This window comes from Brevundimonas aveniformis DSM 17977 (assembly GCF_000428765.1).
In the GTDB taxonomy this organism is placed as follows: domain Bacteria; phylum Pseudomonadota; class Alphaproteobacteria; order Caulobacterales; family Caulobacteraceae; genus Brevundimonas; species Brevundimonas aveniformis.
The window spans coordinates 661742-683015 of the sequence record NZ_AUAO01000001.1 but is presented as its reverse complement, the minus strand read 5'-3'; the positions used below and the strand labels follow the sequence as shown (position 1 = coordinate 683015).

Here is a 21274-nt window from a genome sequence, read left to right as displayed (position 1 = left end):
GTTGCGACCGCGCCGTACCTTGCGAAACGGCATGCGGATGCTTACTCGATAGGCTGTGTATCAAAGGAACTCTGTCTGTTGGATCCTGCCCTTATCCAGATGATTGTCTTCGCAGCCGTGGCCGCAGTGCTGCTGGTGCTGCTCTATAATGTGCTCGGCAAGAAAGTCGGTCGCCAACCCGAGGACCGGCCCGCAGTGGCCGCACCCCCCGGAAACGAGGTCCAGGCAGAGACCAGCCGACCCGATTGGGGCGTCGCGATGGATCCCGCCGCCGCCGAAGGGGCGGCGCAGCTTCGTAGCCGCGATCCGGGCTTTGACCCGGCTCGTTTTCTGGATGGCGCACGTCAGGCCTATGAAACCATTGTTCGGGCCTATGCTGCCGGGGACCGAGAAACCTTGAAGCCGCTGCTGGCGGGCCCCGTGATGACCTCCTTCGAAGAAGGGATCACGCGTCGCGAATCCTCCGGCACGACAGAGGTGGTTGAGCTTCCCCATCCGCCGCGCGCGGATCTCGACCATGCCGAGGTTCACGGAGATCTGGCGCGCGCGCGTGTGCGGTTCCTTGCGGAGATGAAGAGCGAGATCACCCACGAAGGCGTGTCGACGACGGAAGAGCGCCGGACGGCGGAGCTGTGGACGTTCGAGCGCCGCATCGGGTCGGGTGACCCGAACTGGGTCCTGGCCCGCGTGGAGGAGGCCCGCGCGTGAGACGTCTGATGGCCCTGGCTGGCGCGCTCAGCCTGGCCGCTTGTGCAACGCCGGCTCCTGCGCCGGGTCCGATCAACCCGACCCCGCCTCCACCTTCACCCGCGTCGGGTTCAGGGGTTGGCCCGGCCAGCCTGCCGGGGTGGGATCAGCAAGACCATCTGGCGGCCGTCGAGGCCTGGGCGGAGGTCTGTCATGTGGCCCGCGACCAGAGATACGCCGCCGCCTGCCAGGCCGCTCGGGTTCTGCCCGCGGGCCACGCAGGGGCGGCCCGTCAGTTTCTGGAAACCTGGTTCGTCGTTGAGCGAGGGGACCAGGACGGCCTCCTCACCGCCTATTTTGCGCCTGAGTACGCCGCTCGTTCGTACCGGACCGACGCCTTCAGCGCGCCGGTTCTGGCGCGTCCGCTGGATCTGGTGGCGGACGGCAATACGGTTCAGCAGCGGCTCGGCGACGGGCGTCTGGTCCCCTATCCGGCTCGAGCCGAAATTGACGAGACAGACGCTGCCCCGATTGCCTGGATGCGACCGGAAGATCTGTTTTTCATGCAGATTCAGGGGTCGGGCTATCTGACGTTCGAGGACGGGCGGACGGCGCGGGCTGCCTATGCCGCCCACAATGGCCAGACCTTTGTCGGGATCGCCAGGCCTATGGCCGAGCGAGGCCTCTTGCCGGCGAATGGGACTTCGGGGGAAGCGATCCGTGCCTGGCTGGCCTCGCATCGAGGGGTCGAGGCGACCGAGATCATGAATCTCAACCCTCGCTATGTCTTTTTCCGGCTCGAGGATGACGATGGGCGAGGCCCGACGGGAGCCGCGGGTGTGCCCCTGATCGCCGGTCGGTCGGTTGCGGTTGACCCGGCCTATTGGTCCTATGGCGACCTGATCTTTATCGACGCTCCCCAGGGAAATCTTGTGGGGGCTGACCGAGGCTATCGTGGTCTGGTGACAGCACTGGACACCGGTGGAGCCATTCGCGGGGCCGTCCGCGCCGATTTCTACGTCGGGCGCGGTGACGCAGCCGGCCAGCAAGCCGGTCGGGTCCGCCATCCGTTGCGGATGTGGCGTCTGACGCCGCGAAACTAGCGCCGGGTCAGACTGCCCAGGATTCCGCGTACCAGGGCGCGGCCAACCTGGGAGCCGATCGAGCGGGCGACGGATTTTCCGAAGGCCTCGGCTGTTGATTGGCGGTTGGAGCGACGCGGTGCGGCAGGCGTGCGGGTGCGCGGAGCGCCGGATGAGGGTGGTCGGGCGCGGCCGGGGGCTGGGGCGTCGCGCTCTTGCCGGCGGGCTTCTTCGGCCTCGGCAGCCTCGGCGGCGGCAACAGCCTCATTCGCGCGCTTTTGCAGGAGCTCGTGGGCGGATTCGCGGTTAGCCGGGGTGTCATAGAGGCCCTTGACCGGACTGGCGGCCATGACGGCGGCCCGTTCGGTGTCCGTTGCCGGTCCGAGGCGTGAGGACGGGGGCCGGATCAACGTCTTCTGGACGACGGTTGGGGCACCCTTCTCGTCAAGGGTCGACACCAGAGCCTCACCGACACCGAGTTCCTGGATGGCCGTGGCGGTGTCGAAATCGGGATTGGGGCGGAAGCTCTCGGAGGCGGCCTTAAGACCTCTCTGCTCAGACGGCGTATAGGCCCGCAGCGCGTGCTGGATACGGTTGCCGAGCTGAGCCAGGACGGAATCGGGAATGTCGGCAGGATTCTGGGTGACGAAATAGATGCCGACGCCCTTGGAGCGGATCAGGCGCACAACCTGTTCCACCTTTTCCATCAAGGCCTTGGGGGTGTCCCGGAACAGCAGATGGGCTTCGTCGAAGAAGAAGACCAGCTTGGGCTTGTCCGGGTCGCCGACCTCGGGGAGCTGTTCGAACAGTTCCGACATCAGCCACAGCAGGAAGGTGGAATAGAGCCGCGGGCTGTTGACCAGGGTTGTGGCATCCAGAACCGAGATCATACCTCGCCCATCGGTCGAGGTTCGCATCAGGTCCGAAAGCTGGAGCGCAGGCTCCCCGAAGAAGCCGGCCCCCCCCTGATCTTCGACCTGCAATAGGGCGCGTTGGATCGCCGCCACCGTCGCCGGCGCGACATGGCCGTATCGCTTGCCGATTTCCTCAGCGTTTTCGGCCACATGGGCCAGAACCGCGCGCAGGTCTTCGATGTCGAGCAAAAGCAGTCCTTCGTCGTCGGCAACACGGAAGGTCACCGACAGGACCGCTTCCTGAACGTCGTTGAGTTCGAGCATCCGAGCCAGCAACAGCGGGCCGACTTCCGACATGGTGGTGCGGATCGGATGACCCTTGCGGCCAAACAGGTCCCAGAAGATGGTCGGCCCGGCCTCCGGCACGAGATCCAGGCCGATCTGCTCGGCGCGGGCCAGAAGTTTCTCGTTCGGCGTGCCTATCTGGCTGATCCCGGACAGGTCCCCCTTCACATCGGCGGCAAAGACCGGGATTCCGGCGTCGGAGAAACCCTGCGCCATGATCTGCAGAGTGACGGTCTTGCCGGTGCCGGTGGCTCCGGCGACAACGCCGTGCCGGTTGGCCCTCCGAAACAACAGGGTCTCGGCCTTGGTCGATTGTCCGAGATAGACGCCGTCGCCGTCCGTATCGCTCATGTCCGCTGGTCTCCACAGTCGTTGAAGCAGACCTAGCGCGCCACTGGGTCAGAAACCAGCGAGATTGACCGCAAGGCGCGTCGCGGCCAATGCTCCGCCCATGGCGATCAAACTTCCGCAATTGAACCGGGGAAAACGCGCCCCTACCCCCGAGCCCGAGGCGGCTCCTCCGGCGGCGGCTCAGTCCACAGAGGGCTCCACCGTGGTTCGCAACTCCGTAGCGCTGGTGGCGGTCATTCTGGTTGGGGCGGCCCTCTACTTCATGCGCAGCATTGTGGTGCCGCTGGCCATGGCGGTTTTCCTTCTGATCATGATCGAGGGTCTGACCCGATGGGTGGCGAGCCGCTTGCCTGTACCCAAGCGGGCGGTTGGCTGGGTTTCGGCCATCCTGGTTTTTCTCAGCCTGTTCGGCTCGATCTGGGTGATTGTCGACGGTCTGTCCGGGATCGTCGCCCAGGGCCAAGGGATCGGCGAGCGTCTGGACCAGATCATTGCCGATGTGGCGGGCCTGTTCGGAATCCAGACGCCGCCGGCTCTGCGCGACCTTGTCGCGGGGATGGATCTGACGGGCTATGCGGCCAGGGCGGCGTTGACGACACAGTCCGTGTTCAGCGCGGCCTTCTTCACCCTCGTCTATCTCGGCTTCATGATGGCGTCGAAGCGCAGCTTCATAAAGAAGGTCGTCGCCCTGTTTCCGCTCAAGCGGGAACGCTATCGGGCCACTCAGGTCTTCGAGCGGGTACGTGGCGGGGTTGAGGGCTATCTGATGGTCCAGACCGTGACAGGTCTGATGATTTCGGCGACCGCGTGGCTCATCATGGTTGCCGTCGGTCTGGAGAACCCGTTGTTTTGGGCCTTTCTGATCCTGTTGGTCGGCTACATTCCGGTTGTAGGTGGCGCAATCGCGGCCGTCGGCCCGCCGCTCTATGCTCTGGTTCAGTTTGATACCTATTGGCAGGCGATTGTCTTGTTCGCCGGCCTCCAGCTCATTCTTCAGGTGTCAGGCAACTACATCCAGCCGCGTATGCAGGGCGACAATCAGAATATCGATCCGATCACGGTGATGCTGTTCCTGGCCCTGTGGAGCGCATTGTGGGGCATCCCCGGAGCCTTTCTGTCGACGCCGATTGCGGTGATGGTGCTGGCTATCACGGCACAGTTTGCCGGGACGCGCTGGATTGCCGTGCTTCTGTCGGGAGACGGCGACCCCTATCCGGTCCCGCCCGAGCAGCGAAAATTGATTGCCGAGGCCAAGGCGCGACGAAAGCTGGCCTCTCCGATCAAGTTTTCGTGATGACCCCTCTTACATCCGACTGAGGGCTTCCTACATCTAGGCCACACGGCGGCTCACTCCCCCTCCCCTGGAGCCGCCGGCCAGGCGATCTGGACCCGTCCCCCCGATCCAGTCGCCCATTGACGACCCGGACCGCCCCCTTGTCGGTTCGGACCCCCGTCCGGGCCGCCGGTGATCTCAGGATCGCCGGCGGCTCTTGTTTTTCAGCCAGTCCCTTGACCGCATTTCGTGCAGCCGTGAGGCCGTACGCTCGAACTCAAAGGCACCGACGCCTTTGGGATACAGGGCGTCCGGTTCAGCCGCTGCCAGCACGATCAGCCGGGTGTGGGCCTCGTAGAGGGCGTCGATCAGGGTGACGAAGCGTCGCGCCGCTTCGCGCCGGTCCGGCGTCAGCACAGGGACGTCTTCCAGAAACAGGGTGTCGAAGCGGGCGGCCAGCGCCAGATAGTCGGACGGACCCAGCGGACGGTCGCACAGGGCGTCAAAGGTCTCGCGCGCCATCGATCCGGCCGAGCGGGCGATCAGCACCTGACGCCCCGCCACCTCGAGCGTCGCCGGCGCTTCGTGGGCGCGGGCCTTGAGCTCGTCCCACAGGGCGTTGAACGCCGGCCGCTGATCCGGGGTGAACCAGACCTGGGCCGAGCGCAGCCGCTCCAGCCGCCAGTCGTGCGACCCGTTCAGTTCCACCAGGCGGCAGCGCTCCTTGATCAGGTCAATGAAGGGGGTGAACAGCTGGCGATTGATACCGTCCTTGTAGAGATCGTCAGGCGGGCGGTTGGAGGTACAGACCAGCACCACTCCATCCTCGAACAAGGCCTCAAACAACCGGCCCAGGATCATGGCGTCAGCGATGTCGGTGACCTGAAGCTCGTCAAAACACAGAAGCCGGGCCTCCGACGCGATCAGCCGGGCCAGGGGTGCGATCGGATCGTCGCCGCGGTGCGTGCCGAAGACCCGCTTGCGTTCCGCCTTATCGCCGGCGCGCCAGACTTTGATCCGGGCGTGCACCTCGGCCATGAAGGCGTGGAAGTGGGCACGGCGCTTCTTCGGCTCGTCGACGGTCTGGAAGAACAGGTCCATCAACAGCGACTTGCCGCGGCCCGGCGGGCCCCAGAGATAGAGGCCCCGTACCGGCTTGCCGCCGAACAGCCGGATCTTCGGACGTGCCTCGATCTCCGCCTCGACCTCGGCCAGGGCGTCCAGGGCCGGGCGCTGGCTGGGGTCGGGCCTGAGCCGCCCCTGGTCGATCAGCGATTGATAGGCCTCGGCCACGTCGATGGGCATGGGCCGGGATTAACGTCTGTTTTGCATGACGCAAAGCGATTGCGCTTTGGCGGGATCGGCCTAAATGCGAGGGCACGGCGGACTACCACGCTTCCCCGCCGGTTTCAGGAGATGACCATGGGCTATCGCGTCGCCGTCGTAGGCGCCACCGGCAATGTCGGCCGCGAGATGATGGCTATCCTCGAGGAGCTGGCGTTTCCGGTCGACGAGATGCACGCGGTCGCCTCGCGCCGCTCGCAAGGTCTTGAGGTCGCGTTCGGGGATCGGACCCTGAAATGTCAGAATCTCGAAACCTTCGATTTTTCAAAAGTTGACATTGTGCTGATGTCGGCGGGTGGAGAGGTGTCGCGAGAATGGTCCGAGAAGATCGGCAAGGCGGGTCCGATCGTCATCGACAACTCCTCGGCGTTCCGCATGGATCCCGATGTGCCGTTGATCGTGCCGGAGGTGAACCCGGACGCGATCCACCTGGCCAAGCGCAAGAACATCATCGCCAATCCAAACTGCTCAACGGCCCAGCTGGTGGTGGCGCTCAAGCCGCTGCATGACGCGGCGCGGATCAAGCGGGCGGTCGTGGCGACGTATCAATCGGTTTCCGGAACGGGCAAGGCGGCCATGGACGAGCTGTGGAACCAGACCAAGGCCCTCTATGGTCTTGGGGACGCAACGCCCAAGGTCTACCCCAAGCAGATCGCCTTCAACGTCCTGCCCTTTGCCGGCGACCTCAAGGATGAGGGCTACACCTCCGAAGAAGAGAAGATGTGGCGCGAGACGCACAAGATTCTCGATCCCGATATCAAACTGACCGTGACCTGTGCCCGGGTGCCGGTCTTCGTCGGCCATTCCGAAGCGGTCAACCTGGAGTTCGAAGAGCCTCTGGATGCCGAGGACGCCCGCGAGATTCTGCGCGATGCGCCCGGTGTTCTGGTGGTCGACAAGCCCGAGGAAGGCGGCTGGGTGTCACCCGTCGAGGCCGCCGGAGAGTTTGCCGTCTTTGTTTCGCGCATCCGCAACGATCCGACCGTCGAGTATGGTCTGAACCTCTGGGTCGTGGCCGACAATCTGCGCAAAGGCGCGGCGCTGAATGCCGTTCAGATCGCCCAGCTTCTGGACGAGCAAGGCCTTATCACGCCGCAGGCCGGCTACCGCACGATCACCGTCTAGATGGCGGGCCCGGCAGCCGAGCCGAACTCGTCCCGCACGGCGTTGATCGCCGGCGTCAGCTGCTACCTGATCTGGGGATTCGCGCCCCTGGTCTTTCAGCAGATGGGGGCCGTTGGAGCCGACCCGTTCGAGGTCATGGCTCACCGGGCGATCTGGGGCGTCCTCTGGGCCGGATTGCTTGTGGTTCTGGCGCATCAGTCAGGACAGGTCCGCGCCATCCTGGCCGACCGCCGCACCATGGGCTGGCTGGCCCTGTCGACGGCCCTGATCGCAATCAACTGGACGGTCTTTGTCCTGGCGGTGAATACCGGCCGGATGCTGGATGCGTCGCTCGGCTACTACCTCAATCCGCTCTTGAGCATGGCGGCGGGAGCCTGGGTCTTTCAGGAGCGACTGGATCGCTTCGGCATCGCCGCCATCGGCCTGGCGTCGGTCGGGGTGGTTCTTCAGGCCTTTGCCCTGGGCCACCTGCCGTGGATTTCGCTGGTTCTGGCCTTTTCGTTCGCCGCCTATGGGGTGATCCGCAAGCGGGTGTCAGCTGACGCCCAGTCTGGCCTGTTTGTGGAATGTCTGCTGCTGGCCCCCCTGGGCGTGGCGTGGGCCGTATGGCTGGGACTTCAGGGGGCCGACCATTTCATCGACAGCCCGGCCAGTGCCTTCTGGTTGATGGCGGCGGGACCGATTACCGTCCTGCCGCTGGCGCTTTTCGCCTGGGCGGCGCGACGCATGCCGCTGTCAACCATGGGATTTCTTCAATTTATGGCCCCATCCATCGCCTTTGTGATCGGCCTGATTCAGGGCGAGCACTTCAGTTGGCTGCGCGGCATCAGCTTCGCCTTTATCTGGGTGGGGGCGATGGTCTATGCGGCGGGTGCGTTGAAGCGGTCGCGGGCGGCGCGGGTGTTGGCACCCGAACCGGGCCTGATTGATCCACCGGCCGAGCGACCCTAGACTGCAGTGTAGAGCGCCTCGATCAGTGCCACGGGGCGCGGGTCGGCGACCAGATGCACCGACTGTTTGTTCATGACATAGGCGACGGACAGATTCCGTTCCGGGTCGGCCATCGCCATGGAGCCGCCCCATCCATAGTGGCCGACCGCCTGTGCGCCCGGTCCCAGACCATTGACGTGGCTGTTGCGCATGGGGCCGGCGGCCCAGACCAGGTCAAAGGGCAAGACCTTGTCAGGTCCCCGTACCCGTTCGGCCAGCAGGGCCTTGAGCGTTTCGGGTGCCAGAATCGCTTGGCCGTCCAGCGTCCCGTCGCCGGAGACGGCCGACATCAGGCGCGCCAGACCCTGCGCGGTTGCATGGCCGTTGGCGGACGGAATCTCCATCCGTCGCCAGTCCGCCGAGCCGCGTCCCCCCGGTGCCGAGCCCCTGTCGAGGAAGGCGGCGCGCTTGATGTCGTCGATGGTGCCGAGGTCAGGTGCCGCCGGGGGTTTGCGCATTTGGGCCACGCGACCGTGTTCGCTGTCGGGCAGACCGATCCAGATATCGAGGCCGAGCGGTTCGGCGATATCTTGCCGGAACGCCGCGCCGAGCGAGCGCCCCTCAAGCCTGCGAAACACCTCGCCGGCCAGATAGCCGATGGTGATGGGGTGGTAGCCTGACCCGGTCCCGAGCGGCCACAGAGGGGCCTGGGCGGCCAGTTGCTCACAGACCGTGGGTGGATCGAACCAGATGTCCGGTTCCGCCGGCGGGACAAGTCCAGGCAGGCCGGCCTGATGGCTCATCATCTGGCCGAGCGTCACCGGTTCTTTCCCCGCCTGGCCAAATTCAGGCCACACCTCGGCGACGGCGGTGTCATAGGTGATCAATCCCTGATCGACGAGCCGGGCAGTCATCAAGGCGGCAATGAGCTTCGTCGTCGAAAAGATCGGCGTCAGGGTATTTGGACCGAAGGGCGTGGTGCGGGCGGCGTCGGAAAAGCCGCCCATCAGGTCGACGACAAGCTCGCCGTCGATACAGACACTGAAGCGGGCCCCCAACTCCTCTCCGGCATCGAAGTTGGCGGCGAAGCGATCCTGGACGGTGTCAAATCGGGGCGGGCAGATACCGGATATCTCAACCATACGAACCGGCTAGGCCAGGGTGGCGGGCCTGTCCAGTCGAACTAACCGAATGGTGACGCTTGTGCGGTACCCGTTGAGCGAGCCAGGAGAGCCCGCTGCCGTGCCGAACAGTCCTATTCGAAATCTGTCCCGTCTACAGAGCTCGGCTTCGACCTCGCGCGTCCTGAACCTGCTGACGGTTTGGCGGCATCATCGCGACGATCCTGAATGGATCGAGCAGCCGCTCTTTCTGAACGCACACCTGAACCGCGCCCTGATCATCAAGCATCGGTTGCGCAGAGACGAGTTTGATCTGTTCCGAAGCCGCCGCCAGGTGGCGACCAAGGTGATCATCCCGGTCGATCCGAACGATCTCAAGCTCGGTGGTCGCTATGTTTTCGTTGGCCAGTCGAACTTCAAACAGGTGATCAGTCAGGTCTTTGGGGCCTCGATGCCTGAGGAGGACCTCCAGACGCTGCGCATGATTGACGACCTGCCGTCGCTGGATCCGTTCCTTGTGCGCGAACAACTGGCACGGCATGGGCGGACCCCAGGCCGCGTCTATTTCGAGCTGACAGAAGCCGACCGCCGCCGGATGTTTGCCTTTGCCCAGGCCGAAATTTCCCCGCTGGTGGCCATGAGCATGGGATCCGATGCCCGCACCGCAGATCGGGCCGGCGTTCTGGTCGGCAAGATTCTATCAAACGCTGACGGCGAGGAGATGGAGCCCCTGCGGCTGACCTTGCGTCTTGCCAAGGAAGAGTACGCCGAGGGCGTCTTCTGCTGGAAGGGCTTCCTCTATTACAAATGGTCGATCGCCTCGGTCATGAATGACATTGGCCCGGTGCTGGCTGAAATCAGTCGCCTGCGCCCATCGGGCAAGGTAACCCCGGAAGACCAGGCCGAACTGACATCCGCGCGGGAGGTCCTGTGCCGCCGGATTACCAGAACACTTTCAAAGGCCTCCGCGACCCTGAAGGTTTATGATGACGCCTATCGGCAGCTGACCCAGAATGGTCAGCCGACGGCATTTCGGGAGTTTCTTTTGGAAGCGCCCCACCTGTTCACACGGCTGGGCGAGCAAGTCGGTGCTTTGCAGCACATCGTCAGCTTCTGGCGTTACAGGGTGCGCGGCGGCCTGATCTCACCCGAAGAGATGCACGACATCTATGCCGACTTCGTCGGGTCGCTGGCAGAACGTGACGATGTCGCAACCGCCCAGGCGGCCTGACGCCATACGGCAAAATGGGTTTAGAAGCGGAAAATCGTCTCGAGCCGCACGCGCGGCTGATCGCGGTCGGTCGCCTGGGGGCGAGCGGGATCCGGACGGCGCTCTCCCAAGCCTACAGTTCCTTGCAGACGCAAGGATGGCGACAGGCGGTAGGACGCCGACGCATCAACATCGTTCCAGTCGGCCTCGCGGCCAACAGGCTGGTCGACATTGAGGTTCAGGCCCCAACGACCATTCTCGTTCCACTGAAGGCCGCGACGGTTCTGACGTTGGGCGGTGGAATCGACAATCTGAGCGCCGGACAGGGATTCCGACCGGGTCCGGTTTTGGGCGTGCGACATCGTGGCCAGCCCCGAAAGGGCCAGGCCGACAGCCAAGGCTGCGATGATTGTCTTGTGGCGCATCGGCCTCAAATCACTCCCGCGTCGATGAAAACCCACCGACAAACTTCAGATTTCCAAGCTGGATAGAGCCCAGCCGTGACCTGATTATGACAAATAAAGACTCCGCTTGGTTTGAAGGTCAACGCCGATCAGAGGTTGGGTTCGTCCTAGAGGCGAATCTTGCCCGGCCTGTGTCCCCTGCGACACGCGGCCGCAGGTGCCGGGGGCCCGGCCATCGTTCTGCCCCTTTGCGAGCCGCTTGTCAGACCGCTAAGGGCGCGTGCTATAGGAGCCGTTCGGCCCACGGGCACGACATTGAGGCGGAGAATTACCCCATGAAAGTATCGCGCGGCCTTTTCGGCGTGACCCTGGCCCTGGGGCTGGTCGCCGGTCTTTCGGCGTGTGGAACGGTCAGCCGCGTTGTCGGCGGCGGTGATGAACAGCCACAAGCCCAGGCGGTTGGCATCGGGGTCAACGGCTATCTGTGGCGCGCCTCTCTGGACACGCTGGAGTTCCTGCCACTTGAAACGGCGGATCCGTGGGGTGGCATCATCAACTACGGTTGGCACTCGACCGCGACGTCGCCCAATGAGCGGATCAAGGCGACGGTCTACATTCTGGATTCGCGACTTCGGGCCGATGCCCTGAACGTCACCATCAACCGCGAAGTCCGTAACGAGGCTGGCCAGTGGGTCGCTGCCCCGGTGGCAGCTCAAACCGAGACGGACATCGAAAACGCCATCCTGACCCGAGCCCGGCAGCTGCGTCTGGCCGGTGCCGGAGACTGAACGAAGACCCATGTCCCGATATGATCCCAGGGCGGCCGAGCCCCGGCGCCGTGCCCAGTGGGAGTCCGAGAACGTTTTCCGGGCTGACCTCAATTCGGGGCGACCGAAGTACTATGTCCTTGAAATGTTTCCCTATCCCAGTGGAAACATACATATGGGACACGCCCGTAACTATGTGATGGGCGACGTGGTGGCGCGCTACAAGCGGGCCCGCGGTTTCGAAGTTCTGCACCCGATGGGCTGGGACGCCTTTGGCATGCCGGCCGAGAACGCGGCCATGGAACGAGGTGTTCACCCCGGCGAATGGACCTGGTCCAACATCGCCACCATGCGCGATCAGCTCAAACTCCTGGGGCTGTCCCTGGACTGGTCCCGCGAGTTCGCCACCTGTGACCCTGCCTACTACGGCAAGCAGCAGGCCTGGTTCCTGACGCTTTGGCAGCGCGGTCTGGCTTATCAGAAGGAAGGCGTCGTCAACTGGGACCCAGTCGACAACACCGTTCTGGCCAATGAGCAGGTCATCGACGGCCGGGGCTGGCGTTCCGGGGCCGTTGTCGAGAAGCGCAAGCTGAAGCAGTGGTTCTTTCGGATCACCGACTATGCCGATGATCTGATCGACGGTCTGGCGGAGCTCGACCGCTGGCCCGACAAGGTTCGCCTGATGCAGGAAAACTGGATCGGACGCTCCAAAGGCCTGACCATGACCTGGGCCTGGGCCGGGGAAGCTCCGCTGGCATCTCCCGACGGGCTGACCATCTATACGACCCGGCCCGATACCCTGTTCGGGGCCTCGTTCATGGGACTGGCACCGGATCACCCCGTTTCTGTCGCCCTGGCGGCGGACAATCCAGAGATCGCGGCCTTCGTGGCGGAGTGCCGCAAGGGGGGAGCCTCCACCGCCGATATCGAACAGGCCGAGAAGATCGGTTGGGACACGGGTTTGACGGTGATCCATCCGTTCACCGGGGCCGAGGTTCCGGTGTGGATCGCCAACTTCATTCTGTCCGACTACGGAACGGGGGCGATTTTCGCCTGCCCGGCCCATGATCAGCGTGATCTGGATTTTGCGCGCAAATACGATCTGCCGGTGATCCCCGTGGTTCGCCCGGATGGCGCCGGGGATGATTTTGGTGTCGCCGACGAGGCCTATGTCGGGCCTGGCACCCTGTTCAATTCGGACTTCCTGGATGGCTTGGAGATCGAGGCGGCCAAGGCCGAAGCGATCCGCCGGATTGAGGTCGCCGGACAGGGTGAGGGCGCAACAGTCTATCGCCTGCGCGACTGGGGTATCAGCCGACAAAGGTACTGGGGCTGCCCGATCCCGATCATCCACTGTCCCGTTTGCGGGCCCGTCGGGGTGCCCACGACGCAGCTCCCTGTCAAACTGCCTGAGGACGTGACGTTTGACGTTCCGGGTAACCCATTGGCGCGCCAACCGACCTGGAAACATGTCGACTGTCCCCAATGCGGTCGCGCGGCAGAACGGGAAACGGACACCCTGGATACCTTTGTGGATTCCAGTTGGTATTTCGCCCGCTTTGCGGACCCGTGGGCCGAAGCGCCCATAGACAAGGCCGCGGCGGACCACTGGCTGCCGGTCGATCAGTATATCGGCGGGGTCGAGCACGCGGTGCTGCATCTGCTCTACGCCCGCTTCATAAGCCGCGCCCTGACCGATGCCGGACTGATGGCGGTGAAGGAGCCGTTCGCCGGTCTTTTCACGCAAGGCATGGTAGTTCACGAGACGTATCGGTCCGAAGCCGGACAATGGGTCGAGCCCACGGATGTCGAGCTGTTTCACGAGGAAGGGCATCGCCAGGCGCGCCGGATTTCGACGGGCGAGGATCTGGTCATCGGCGACATCGAGAAGATGTCGAAATCCAAGAAGAACGTGGTCGCCCCGCAGGAGATCGTTGACCAGTATGGCGTGGATGCGGGACGTCTGTTCGTTCTGTCTGACAGCCCGCCGGAGCGCGACGTTCAGTGGACCGCCGGCGGGGTCGAGGGAGCCAGCCGTTTCGTCCAGCGGGTCTGGGCCGAGGTCGATGGGTTTGTTGCGACCGAAACCGCGTCGCCGGGTGACGACGCGCAGGCCCTGGCTTTGCGAAGGGCGACCCACAAGGCCATCAAGGCGGTGACGGAGGGCGTGGAAGGTTTCCACTTCAATGCTGCAATCGCCCGCCTGTATGAGTTTTTGAACACCTTGCGTGCCGTAAAGGTCGAGACGGCGTCGCCGGCCCTGCTGGCGGCCAAGCGCGATGGTCTGTTGGCCTTGACCCTGCTGATTCAGCCGTTTGTCCCTCATCTGGCGGAGGAATGCTGGGAGCGTCTGGGTCAGGAAGGCCTGGCGGTGAATGCCCTCTGGCCTGTCTTCGATGCCGTTCTGGCCACAGACGATCAGGTCGTTCTTCCGATTCAGATCAACGGCAAGCGCCGAGGTGAGCTGAGCGTGGCACGGGGTCTTGATCCGTCAGCCGTTGAGAAGATCGTGCTTGCAGACGCTGAGGTTCAGTCCAAACTGGAGGGACAGGCGGTTCGTAAGATTATCGTCGTGCCGGATCGCATCATCAATATCGTGACGGGGTAGATTATGAGCCGTCTGACTGGGTCGATCCTTGCGGCGTTGTCTGTGCTGATGACGGCGTGTGCCGGATTTACGCCGCTTTATGCCGAACCCGGTGTGACGGCGGGGCTGCAGCAGATCGAAGTCCGGGCCCCGGACACGCGGACCGGATTTGTCCTGCGGGGGCATTTGGAAGATGCCCTGGGGTATCGTCGCGAGGACGCATCCACCTATCGTCTGACAACCCAGGTCCGTGAACGGCGCACGCCGCTTGGGAGCCGGGCCGACGATACGGCCACCCGTTATGAGCTGACCCTTACGGTCGCCTATGCCCTGACGGAGATTCGTGGGAATCGTCGTCTTCACGAGGACCTTGTGACCGTATCGACGACTTATGCGGCGGCGGCGCAGCCCTATGCGGGCGTTGTTGCCGCCGAGGATGGGTCTGATCGCGCGGCAGCCCAGGCCGCGAGCCTCATTCGTGAGGATCTGGCGCGATGGTTTGCGGAGCCGGCGGGGAGCCGCCCGGAATGATCCTCAAGCGGCGGCCGGATATCGACCGCTTTCTGGCCCGACCTGACGCATCGGTGCGGGCAACCCTTGTCTACGGGCGCGACCGGGGTGTGGTTCGCGAGCGTGCCGAGCAGCTGGCACGCGCCCTTGTGCCCAATATTGACGATCCGTTCGACACAGCACTCCTGACGGATGGCGACCTGGAGGCCGATCCCGCGCGGCTGGAGGGCGAGTTGTCGGCCCTGTCGATGATGGGGGGCCGACGACTGGTGCGTCTAAGGCTTCACGGCGAAAAATCGACGATCGATCGAGCCGTGGCCGAGGCCCTGGCGGCGCATGTTGAGGGGCGGCTCAACCCGGACGCGGCCTTCGTTATCGAGGCCGGGGCCCTGGGGCGCGAATCTGGTCTTCGCAAGCTGGCCGAGAAGGCTGAGAGTGTCTGCGTCATCCCCTGCTACGAGGATGAGGTCGGCGATGTGGCGCGCATGACCCGCGAGGCTTTGCGTGACGACAATGTCTCTTTGACCTCAGAAGCCCTGGAGATCTTTCTGTCCCGGCTGCCGAAGGAACGTGGGGTGGCGCGGCAGGAGATCGAGCGTCTGGCGCTCTTCATCGGGCCGGGGTCTGGCGCGACGCTCGGCGTCGCCGAATTAGAAGAATTTCTGGGGGTTGAGCCTGACGCCTCGCTGTTTGAGGCGGCGAATGATGCCTTTGGCGGGCGTCCAGGGCCGGCGCGCAGTGGCTTGGTCCGGGCCCTGGAAGAGGGCGAAACGGGGCCGGCGGCGGTTCGTGCCGCGAGTCAGCATCTGGGCAAGCTACGGCGGATCGTCACCCTGGCCCGCAGTGGGGCGGACATGAAGGAGGCCGCCAAGGCCGCCGGTGTATTCTGGAAGCAGGAACGCGAGATGCAACGGCAGGCGCGCTCGTGGTCGTTGTCCGAACTGGACGGTGTTCAGGCCGACCTGCTTGAGGCCGATCGGGCCTGCAAGCGCGCCGGATCTCCAGATGCCCTGATCGCCGAACGCGCGCTGTTGTCGGTGGCGGCTCGGGCGCGTCGGTTGGGTCTTTAGGCGGGCCGAATCAAGCTTGATTCAACCGCGCATCAATCGGCGACAGAGCTCATCCAGCTGCTCCAGGGTGCCGTAGCGCAGGGTCAAAGCCCCCTTGCCACCCTTGTCGGTCAGATCGACCTTCAGGCCGAGGCTGTCAGACAGATCACGCTCCAGGGCGGCGATATCGGGGTTCCGATCCGCTGTGTCGCGGCGCGTGGCGGCGCGTGCCGGGCGTTCGGCGGCCCCCTTGGCCAAGGCTTCCGTCTGGCGCACGCTCAGGCCTTCAGCAATGATACGTTCCGCCAGGGCTTCGGCATTCTCGGCCGTTAGCAAGGCCCGGGCGTGGCCTGCCGAGATCAGGCCTTCCTCAACATGAACCCGCACGCCATCCGGCAAGCTGAGAAGGCGCAGTGTGTTGGCCACATGGCTGCGGCTCTTGCCGACGATTTCGCCCAGGCCTTCGTGTGTGCGCCCGAACCGTTCGATCAGGGCCCGATAGCCGAGGGCCTCTTCAATCGGGTTCAGATCGGCGCGCTGGACGTTCTCGATGATGGCGATCTCGAGCACCTGACGATCATCGAGTTCGCGAATGACCGCCGGGATTGTGGCCAGGCTGGCGCGTTGGGCTGCACGCCAGCGACGTTCGCCGGCGACGATCTGGTAGCCGTCGCCGTCCGGGGCCGGGCGGATCAGGATGGGCTGTAGAACACCACGTTCCTTGATCGAGGCTGTCAGGGCCTCCAACTCGGCCTCGGTAAAGGTGCGCCGGGGCTGGTCCGGGTTGCGACGGATCAACTCGATTGGCGTGTCGGTCGGAGCGGAAGGCGGGGCGACGTCGTGGGTATCGGAGGCGGCCTCACCCAGAAGGGCCGACAGACCTCGGCCAAGGCCTCTTTGGCGTTCGGACATTTACTCTGCCTTTTCGAGAATTTGCGTAGAGCGGCGACGCGCACGCTCGCGGCGGACCAGCTCCCGCGCCAGCTTGAGGTAGGCCTGGCTGCCGGCACATTTCAGATCATAGATGAGGGCGGGTTTGCCGAAGGACGGGGCCTCGGACACGCGGACGTTGCGCGGGATCATCGTCTCATAGACGGTGTCGCCGAAGTGCCCGCGTACGTCGGCCTCGACCTGGCCGGACAAGGCGTTTCTGCGATCATACATGGTCAGGACAATGCCCTGGATATCCAGGCGCGGATTGAGGCTGGAACGTACCAGATCCACCGTTCGCATCAGCTGGGTGAGCCCTTCGAGGGCAAAGAACTCACACTGAAGCGGGACCAGAACGGCATCGGCGGCTGACATGGCGTTGACGGTCAACAGATTCAGCGATGGCGGGCAGTCGATCAGCACATAGGTCGGCTTGAGCGTATCCTTGAGCTGCTTCAGCTTGTCGACGCCGTCGCGAAGTCGAAACGAGCGGCGCTCTGCCTGGCCTAGTTCAATCTCAATGCCGGACAGATCGGGATCAGACGGCACGAGCCACAGATTGGGAACCAGGGTTTCGACGGCGGCCTCATGCAGCGGGCGTTGGTCGACAATCACGTCATAGATGGTCACGCGCCGCTGTTCGCGCGGCACACCCAGGCCGGTTGAGGCATTGCCTTGGGGGTCCATGTCGATCAGCAGGACGCGCTCACCGACGGCGGCCAGGGCGGTGCCCAGGTTGATGGCCGTGGTCGTCTTGCCGACGCCCCCCTTCTGGTTGGCAATGGCTAGGACGCGGGGCGGTGGAACTTCACGCGACACGCTGGGAACTCCGGATGCGTAGGATGCGGCCCCGAGGGTCGCTGGCGGACGGTAGGACCTCGACATCGAATCGGTGGGACCGGCGTGCCGCGGCAATTTCTTCTTCGGCCTTTTCGCCCTTGAGGAACAGGGCCTCGGCACCTCTTTTGCGGTAGGGCGCTGCGAATTGCAGCAACCTGTCAAGCGGCGCGCAGGCACGGGCGGTAACGATATCGACCTGGAGGGCAAGGTCTTCTGCGCGGGCGTGGATAACCCGGGCTGGTAAAGACAGGGTGCTGACAACCTCATTCAAGAATCGAATTCGTTTGGCCTGGCTGTCGATCAGCCACACCTGACTTCCGGGGCTGTCTTTGAGGAGGACCGCCAGGACGACGCCGGGCAGGCCGGCCCCCGCACCGAGATCGGCCCACGTGCTGGCTTCTGGGGCCAGGGAGAGAAGCTGGGCGCTGTCGAATGCATGCCGGTTCCAATAGTCCGGCAGGCTGGCCGGCCCGACCAGATTCATGACCTCATTTCCGGCGACGAGCATCTCGCGATAGCGTTCGAGATCCGTCATGGCCGCGACGGAGGCTCCGGTCCGTGTCTGAAACTCTGCCGGGGTCATATGATCAGGCCGCCGCCTCGGGACGTGACCGGCGAACGTGCGCGAGGAGCGCGGTCAAGGCACCGGGGGTAACCCCCTCAATCCGCGCGGCCTGTCCCAGCGTTCGCGGCTGGACAGCGACCAGCTTCTCGCGGACTTCATTCGACAGACCGCCGATCGACGCGAAGTCAGTATGGGGTGGTATGACCAGATTCTCGTCGCGTCGAAGCGCCTCGGCATCGGCGGCCTGGCGTCCAAGATAGCCGGCGTAGGCGGCATCGATCTCTACCTGTTCGATGACCTCGCGGGACCATCCGCCGATCTCGGGCCAGGTGCCGACGAAAGCTGCGAGCGAGCCGCCGGGGTAGGCCAGAAGCTGGCTGAGCGACCGCCGTTGACCATCCTGATTCACGTTTAGTCCTAAGCGGTTGGCCTCATTCGGCGTCAGACGCGTATCGAACATCAGGCGGCGAGCGTGCATCAGGGATTCGGCTTTGGACTCAAAGGCCCGGCGTCGATCAGTGCTGACGAGGCCGTGATTGATTCCGACGGGAGTCAATCGTTGATCCGCATTGTCCGCACGGAGGGTCAGGCGGAACTCTGCCCGGCTGGTGAACATGCGGTAGGGCTCGGTCACCCCCCGCGTCACCAGGTCATCGATCATGACGCCGATATAAGCCTGGTCACGTCCCAGCACCACGCCGTCCTGTCCGCCAGCGGCTCGGGCGGCGTTGAGCCCTGCGATCAGGCCCTGCGCCCCGGCCTCCTCATAACCGGTCGTACCGTTGATCTGCCCGGCGAGGTAAAGTCCCGGCAGCGATCGCAGTTCGAGGGTCGGGTGCAGACTGGTCGGATCGACGTAGTCGTACTCGATGGCATAGCCGTAGCGTCGGACCCGGACCTCTTCGAGCCCCGGCATGGTCCGCAGGAAGGCCAGTTGGGTTGCCTCGGATACCGACGTCGAGACACCGTTGGGATAGACCGTTTCGCCGTCCGGGTTTCCGGGCAGGCCTTCCGGCTCAAGAAAGACCTGATGGCTTGTCTTGTCGGCGAAGCGGACGACCTTGTCCTCGATCGACGGGCAGTAGCGCGGTCCCTTGCCCGCCAACCGCCCGCCATAGACGGCGGATTCGGCGAGATTCTCAGCGATGATCTGGTGCGTGGCGGCGTTGGTGTGGGTGACCCCACAGGCGATCTGGTCGAGAATGGGGCCTGTTTCCAGGAAGGAGAAACGCGACGGCTGATTGTCAGCTTGCTGCATTTCCAGCTGATCCCAGGCAATGGTGTCGGCCTCAAGGCGTGCCGGGGTCCCGGTCTTGAGGCGCCCCATCCGCAGGTCCAGGGCGTATAAGCGTTCGGACAGGCCAATGGACGGGCGATCCCCGATGCGGCCCGCAGCGATCCGCTCATCGCCCCGATGGATCACGCCCTTCAGGAAGGTGCCGGTGGTCAGGATGACAGTCCGGCCATACCGGGTCTGACCTCGATCATCGACCACGCCGACGACACGGCCATCGGATACGATTAGATCCTCGATAGCCGCCGCTTCAATGTCCAGACCGTCGCTCTCGAACAGAGCTTGCTGCATGGCTTGTCGGTAGAGGCCGCGGTCGATCTGGGAGCGAGGGCCACGCACGGCGGGCCCCTTTGAGCGATTAAGAAGACGATACTGAATGGCGGCTCGATCCGAGATGCGACCCATCAGGCCGTCGAGGGCGTCGATCTCGCGGATGAGATGGCCCTTGCCGAGGCCGCCCATGGCTGGGTTGCAGCTCATCTCGCCGATGGTTTCGAGCTTGTGCGTCAGGAGGAGGGTACGGGCACCCGTCCGCCAGGCGGCATGAGCCGCCTCGCAGCCGGCGTGGCCGCCACCGATCACAATAACGTCCCAGGATGGGGTCAACACACAGCTCCGGAGAGGGAGGCGGGCCTATAGCAGACCGAGGGGCGCGACGGAACCGACCTCGCCCTGTTTCACGTGAAACACACGATCACTTTCCGATGCAGAAGCTGGAGAAGATCACATCGAGAACCGCCTCGACATCAACGCGTCCGGCGACCGCCTCAAGCGCCCGAATGGCCAACCGGACGTCCTCGGAGGCCAGCTCGGCCTCGTGGAGGTGATGAGCTGCCCGTTCGAGATGTTGGTGGGCGTCCCTCAAGCGGACGGCGTGCCGCGCTTGGGTCGCGGCTGGGAACTCCGATCCTGATGTGGCCGCCACGACAGCGGCCGTGAGTTCGGCGCGCAGGGCCGCTAGGCCATGGCCGGAAGCGATGCTGATGCCGACCCCGTCATTCGGGCGAAGATCGGCCTTGGTTCGGATCAGCCAGACGCCATCGGGAACCGCCGGCGGCGGCTCATCGACCGGCACGAGGTGGAGTTCCAGATCGGCAGCGGCGGCCCAGGCCCGCGCCCGAGCGACGCCCTCAGCCTCGATGACATCGTCCGTTTCGCGAAGGCCGGCTGTATCGGCGATCAGAACCTTGCGCCCGCCTAAGACGAGTTGGCCCTCGATCACATCCCGGGTGGTCCCCGCAATCGGGGTCACAATGGCGGCGTCGCGCTCGACAAGGGCATTGAACAGAGATGACTTGCCGGCATTTGGGGCTCCGGTCAGGGCAATACGGTATCCCTCGCGGATGCGGGTTCCGCGCGCACTTTCGGACAGGGCCTGCTCTAGATCGAGGAGAAGGGCGTCGAGGTCGGGGCGGGCGCGACCTGCGACATCTTCCGGCAACTCCTCGTCGGGGAAGTCGACGGCGGCCTCGAGCATCGCCAGCACATGAATCAGTCGCTGACGCCAGTCCTCATAGCGGCGGCTGAGCGCGCCCCCGAGCTGTTGAAGCGCTTGGTCCCGTTGAGCGGAGGTTTCGGCATCAACCAGATCCGCAACCGCCTCTGCCTGAGACAGGTCGAGCTTGCCGTTCTCGAAGGCGCGGCGCGTGAACTCTCCGGGCTCGGCGAGGCGCAGACCTGTGTGGAGGAGCGCCGCTGTCATCGTCTCGATCACAGCGAGGCCGCCATGCAGATGCAGCTCGGCGCTGTCCTCGCCCGTGAAGCTGGCTGGGCCCGGGAACCAGAACACAAGGGCCTGATCAATCTCGCGGTGATCAGCGTCGACAAGGCGGCGCAGAGAGGCCCGCCTCGCCGTCAGCGAGGTGGCTCCGATTTGGGCGAGCGCGCGCCCGGAAGCCGGTCCGCTGATGCGTATCACGGCAACCGCTCCCCGGCCGGGCGGGGTGGCGAGGGCAAAGATGGTGTCGGTCATCTGGGCGTCGGCGTTCTGAAGAAGGCCCCTCCAC

19 protein-coding genes are annotated in these 21274 nt (G+C 64.4%); 10 read left to right on the top strand and 9 right to left on the bottom strand.

Annotated elements, in window-relative coordinates; translation table 11 throughout:
- The first annotated feature begins 78 nt into the window (after positions 1–78).
- A complete protein-coding gene (gene timA / locus G391_RS0103570; RefSeq protein WP_342663482.1) occupies positions 79–708 on the top strand; it encodes a TIM44-related membrane protein TimA in 630 nt (209 codons plus the stop codon).
- Positions 705–1790: a murein transglycosylase A gene (gene mltA / locus G391_RS0103565; protein ID WP_029086300.1), complete on the top strand. Its 1086-nt coding sequence runs from the start codon at positions 705–707 to the stop codon at positions 1788–1790. The genes timA and mltA overlap by 4 nt, the downstream gene beginning before the upstream one ends.
- On the opposite strand, the gene G391_RS0103560 is transcribed toward mltA, so the two are convergent.
- Positions 1787–3319 (bottom strand): helicase HerA-like C-terminal domain-containing protein, encoded by a 1533-nt coding sequence (locus tag G391_RS0103560; RefSeq protein ID WP_029086299.1) that lies wholly within the window; start codon positions 3317–3319, stop codon positions 1787–1789. The two genes, mltA and G391_RS0103560, sit on opposite strands and share 4 nt — an antisense overlap.
- A gap of 100 nt (positions 3320–3419) precedes the next feature.
- Between G391_RS0103560 and G391_RS0103555 the strand changes: the two genes are divergently transcribed.
- Positions 3420–4613 (top strand): AI-2E family transporter, encoded by a 1194-nt coding sequence (locus G391_RS0103555; RefSeq protein ID WP_084169109.1) that lies wholly within the window; start codon positions 3420–3422, stop codon positions 4611–4613.
- Positions 4614–4790: 177 nt separating this feature from the next.
- On the opposite strand, the gene zapE is transcribed toward G391_RS0103555, so the two are convergent.
- The gene (gene zapE, locus G391_RS0103550) at positions 4791–5897 is read right to left on the bottom strand and encodes a cell division protein ZapE (RefSeq protein WP_029086297.1); all 1107 of its coding nucleotides are present in this window, start codon (positions 5895–5897) and stop codon (positions 4791–4793) included.
- A gap of 117 nt (positions 5898–6014) precedes the next feature.
- Between zapE and G391_RS0103545 the strand changes: the two genes are divergently transcribed.
- Together G391_RS0103545 and rarD are read left to right on the top strand one after the other, a co-directional pair.
- Entirely contained in the window at positions 6015–7061 is a 1047-nt protein-coding gene (locus tag G391_RS0103545; RefSeq protein ID WP_029086296.1) for an aspartate-semialdehyde dehydrogenase, read from the top strand.
- Complete coding sequence (gene rarD / locus G391_RS13710) at positions 7062–8012, top strand: EamA family transporter RarD (protein ID WP_051257092.1); 951 nt, start codon at positions 7062–7064, stop codon at positions 8010–8012. It begins immediately after the preceding gene.
- Here the strand turns inward: rarD and G391_RS0103535 are convergent.
- Positions 8009–9133 (bottom strand): serine hydrolase domain-containing protein, encoded by a 1125-nt coding sequence (locus G391_RS0103535; RefSeq protein ID WP_029086295.1) that lies wholly within the window; start codon positions 9131–9133, stop codon positions 8009–8011. The two genes, rarD and G391_RS0103535, sit on opposite strands and share 4 nt — an antisense overlap.
- A gap of 100 nt (positions 9134–9233) precedes the next feature.
- Between G391_RS0103535 and G391_RS0103530 the strand changes: the two genes are divergently transcribed.
- Positions 9234–10343 (top strand): hypothetical protein, encoded by a 1110-nt coding sequence (locus G391_RS0103530; protein WP_029086294.1) that lies wholly within the window; start codon positions 9234–9236, stop codon positions 10341–10343.
- A 20-nt stretch (positions 10344–10363) separates the two neighbouring features.
- Here the strand turns inward: G391_RS0103530 and G391_RS0103525 are convergent, their stop codons facing one another.
- The gene (locus G391_RS0103525) at positions 10364–10747 is read right to left on the bottom strand and encodes an NtrZ family periplasmic regulatory protein (protein WP_029086293.1); all 384 of its coding nucleotides are present in this window, start codon (positions 10745–10747) and stop codon (positions 10364–10366) included.
- Between the two features lie 314 nt (positions 10748–11061).
- Here G391_RS0103525 and G391_RS0103520 point away from each other — a divergent pair, with 314 nt between their 5' ends.
- Genes G391_RS0103520 through holA form a run of 4 tightly spaced genes read left to right on the top strand, consistent with a single transcriptional unit; the run spans position 11062 to position 15660 of the window.
- Positions 11062–11514: a DUF3576 domain-containing protein gene (locus G391_RS0103520; RefSeq protein WP_029086292.1), complete on the top strand. Its 453-nt coding sequence runs from the start codon at positions 11062–11064 to the stop codon at positions 11512–11514.
- Positions 11515–11524: 10 nt separating this feature from the next.
- Positions 11525–14101: a leucine--tRNA ligase gene (leuS, locus tag G391_RS0103515; RefSeq protein WP_029086291.1), complete on the top strand. Its 2577-nt coding sequence runs from the start codon at positions 11525–11527 to the stop codon at positions 14099–14101.
- Between the two features lie 3 nt (positions 14102–14104).
- A complete protein-coding gene (lptE, locus tag G391_RS0103510; protein ID WP_029086290.1) occupies positions 14105–14611 on the top strand; it encodes an LPS assembly lipoprotein LptE in 507 nt (168 codons plus the stop codon).
- Positions 14608–15660, top strand: coding sequence for a DNA polymerase III subunit delta (gene holA / locus G391_RS0103505; protein ID WP_029086289.1), 1053 nt, complete (start codon positions 14608–14610; stop codon positions 15658–15660). The genes lptE and holA overlap by 4 nt, the downstream gene beginning before the upstream one ends.
- A 21-nt stretch (positions 15661–15681) precedes the next feature.
- Here holA and G391_RS0103500 read toward each other — a convergent pair whose 3' ends face one another.
- From G391_RS0103500 to mnmE, 5 genes are all read right to left on the bottom strand, one after another.
- Entirely contained in the window at positions 15682–16551 is an 870-nt protein-coding gene (locus G391_RS0103500) for a ParB/RepB/Spo0J family partition protein (RefSeq protein ID WP_029086288.1), read from the bottom strand.
- The gene (locus G391_RS0103495) at positions 16552–17388 is read right to left on the bottom strand and encodes a ParA family protein (RefSeq protein ID WP_029086287.1); all 837 of its coding nucleotides are present in this window, start codon (positions 17386–17388) and stop codon (positions 16552–16554) included.
- On the bottom strand, positions 17378–17944 hold the full coding sequence (gene rsmG / locus G391_RS0103490; RefSeq protein ID WP_342663481.1) for a 16S rRNA (guanine(527)-N(7))-methyltransferase RsmG: 567 nt from the start codon (positions 17942–17944) through the stop codon (positions 17378–17380). Before rsmG ends, G391_RS0103495 begins: the two co-directional genes overlap by 11 nt.
- A 52-nt stretch (positions 17945–17996) precedes the next feature.
- Positions 17997–19874 (bottom strand): tRNA uridine-5-carboxymethylaminomethyl(34) synthesis enzyme MnmG, encoded by a 1878-nt coding sequence (gene mnmG, locus G391_RS0103485; RefSeq protein WP_029086285.1) that lies wholly within the window; start codon positions 19872–19874, stop codon positions 17997–17999.
- An 88-nt stretch (positions 19875–19962) separates the two neighbouring features.
- Positions 19963–21240, bottom strand: a complete 1278-nt coding sequence (gene mnmE, locus G391_RS0103480) for a tRNA uridine-5-carboxymethylaminomethyl(34) synthesis GTPase MnmE (RefSeq protein ID WP_029086284.1) — start codon at positions 21238–21240, stop codon at positions 19963–19965.
- Positions 21241–21274 lie beyond the last annotated feature (34 nt).

Excerpts from the sequence above, each read along its gene's own strand:
- rarD (WP_051257092.1), top strand. The coding sequence starts at position 7,062 with ATGGCGGGCCCGGCAGCCGAGCCGAACTCGTCCCGCACGGCGTTGATC.
- G391_RS0103500 (WP_029086288.1), bottom strand. The coding sequence starts at position 16,551 with ATGTCCGAACGCCAAAGAGGCCTTGGCCGAGGTCTGTCGGCCCTTCTG.
- G391_RS0103535 (WP_029086295.1), bottom strand. The coding sequence starts at position 9,133 with ATGGTTGAGATATCCGGTATCTGCCCGCCCCGATTTGACACCGTCCAG.
- leuS (WP_029086291.1), top strand. The coding sequence starts at position 11,525 with ATGTCCCGATATGATCCCAGGGCGGCCGAGCCCCGGCGCCGTGCCCAG.
- G391_RS0103560 (WP_029086299.1), bottom strand. The coding sequence starts at position 3,319 with ATGAGCGATACGGACGGCGACGGCGTCTATCTCGGACAATCGACCAAG.
- holA (WP_029086289.1), top strand. The coding sequence starts at position 14,608 with ATGATCCTCAAGCGGCGGCCGGATATCGACCGCTTTCTGGCCCGACCT.
- G391_RS0103555 (WP_084169109.1), top strand. The coding sequence starts at position 3,420 with ATGGCGATCAAACTTCCGCAATTGAACCGGGGAAAACGCGCCCCTACC.
- rsmG (WP_342663481.1), bottom strand. The coding sequence starts at position 17,944 with ATGACGGATCTCGAACGCTATCGCGAGATGCTCGTCGCCGGAAATGAG.
- mnmE (WP_029086284.1), bottom strand. The coding sequence starts at position 21,240 with ATGACCGACACCATCTTTGCCCTCGCCACCCCGCCCGGCCGGGGAGCG.
- lptE (WP_029086290.1), top strand. The coding sequence starts at position 14,105 with ATGAGCCGTCTGACTGGGTCGATCCTTGCGGCGTTGTCTGTGCTGATG.
- G391_RS0103545 (WP_029086296.1), top strand. The coding sequence starts at position 6,015 with ATGGGCTATCGCGTCGCCGTCGTAGGCGCCACCGGCAATGTCGGCCGC.
- zapE (WP_029086297.1), bottom strand. The coding sequence starts at position 5,897 with ATGCCCATCGACGTGGCCGAGGCCTATCAATCGCTGATCGACCAGGGG.
- G391_RS0103520 (WP_029086292.1), top strand. The coding sequence starts at position 11,062 with ATGAAAGTATCGCGCGGCCTTTTCGGCGTGACCCTGGCCCTGGGGCTG.
- G391_RS0103525 (WP_029086293.1), bottom strand. The coding sequence starts at position 10,747 with ATGCGCCACAAGACAATCATCGCAGCCTTGGCTGTCGGCCTGGCCCTT.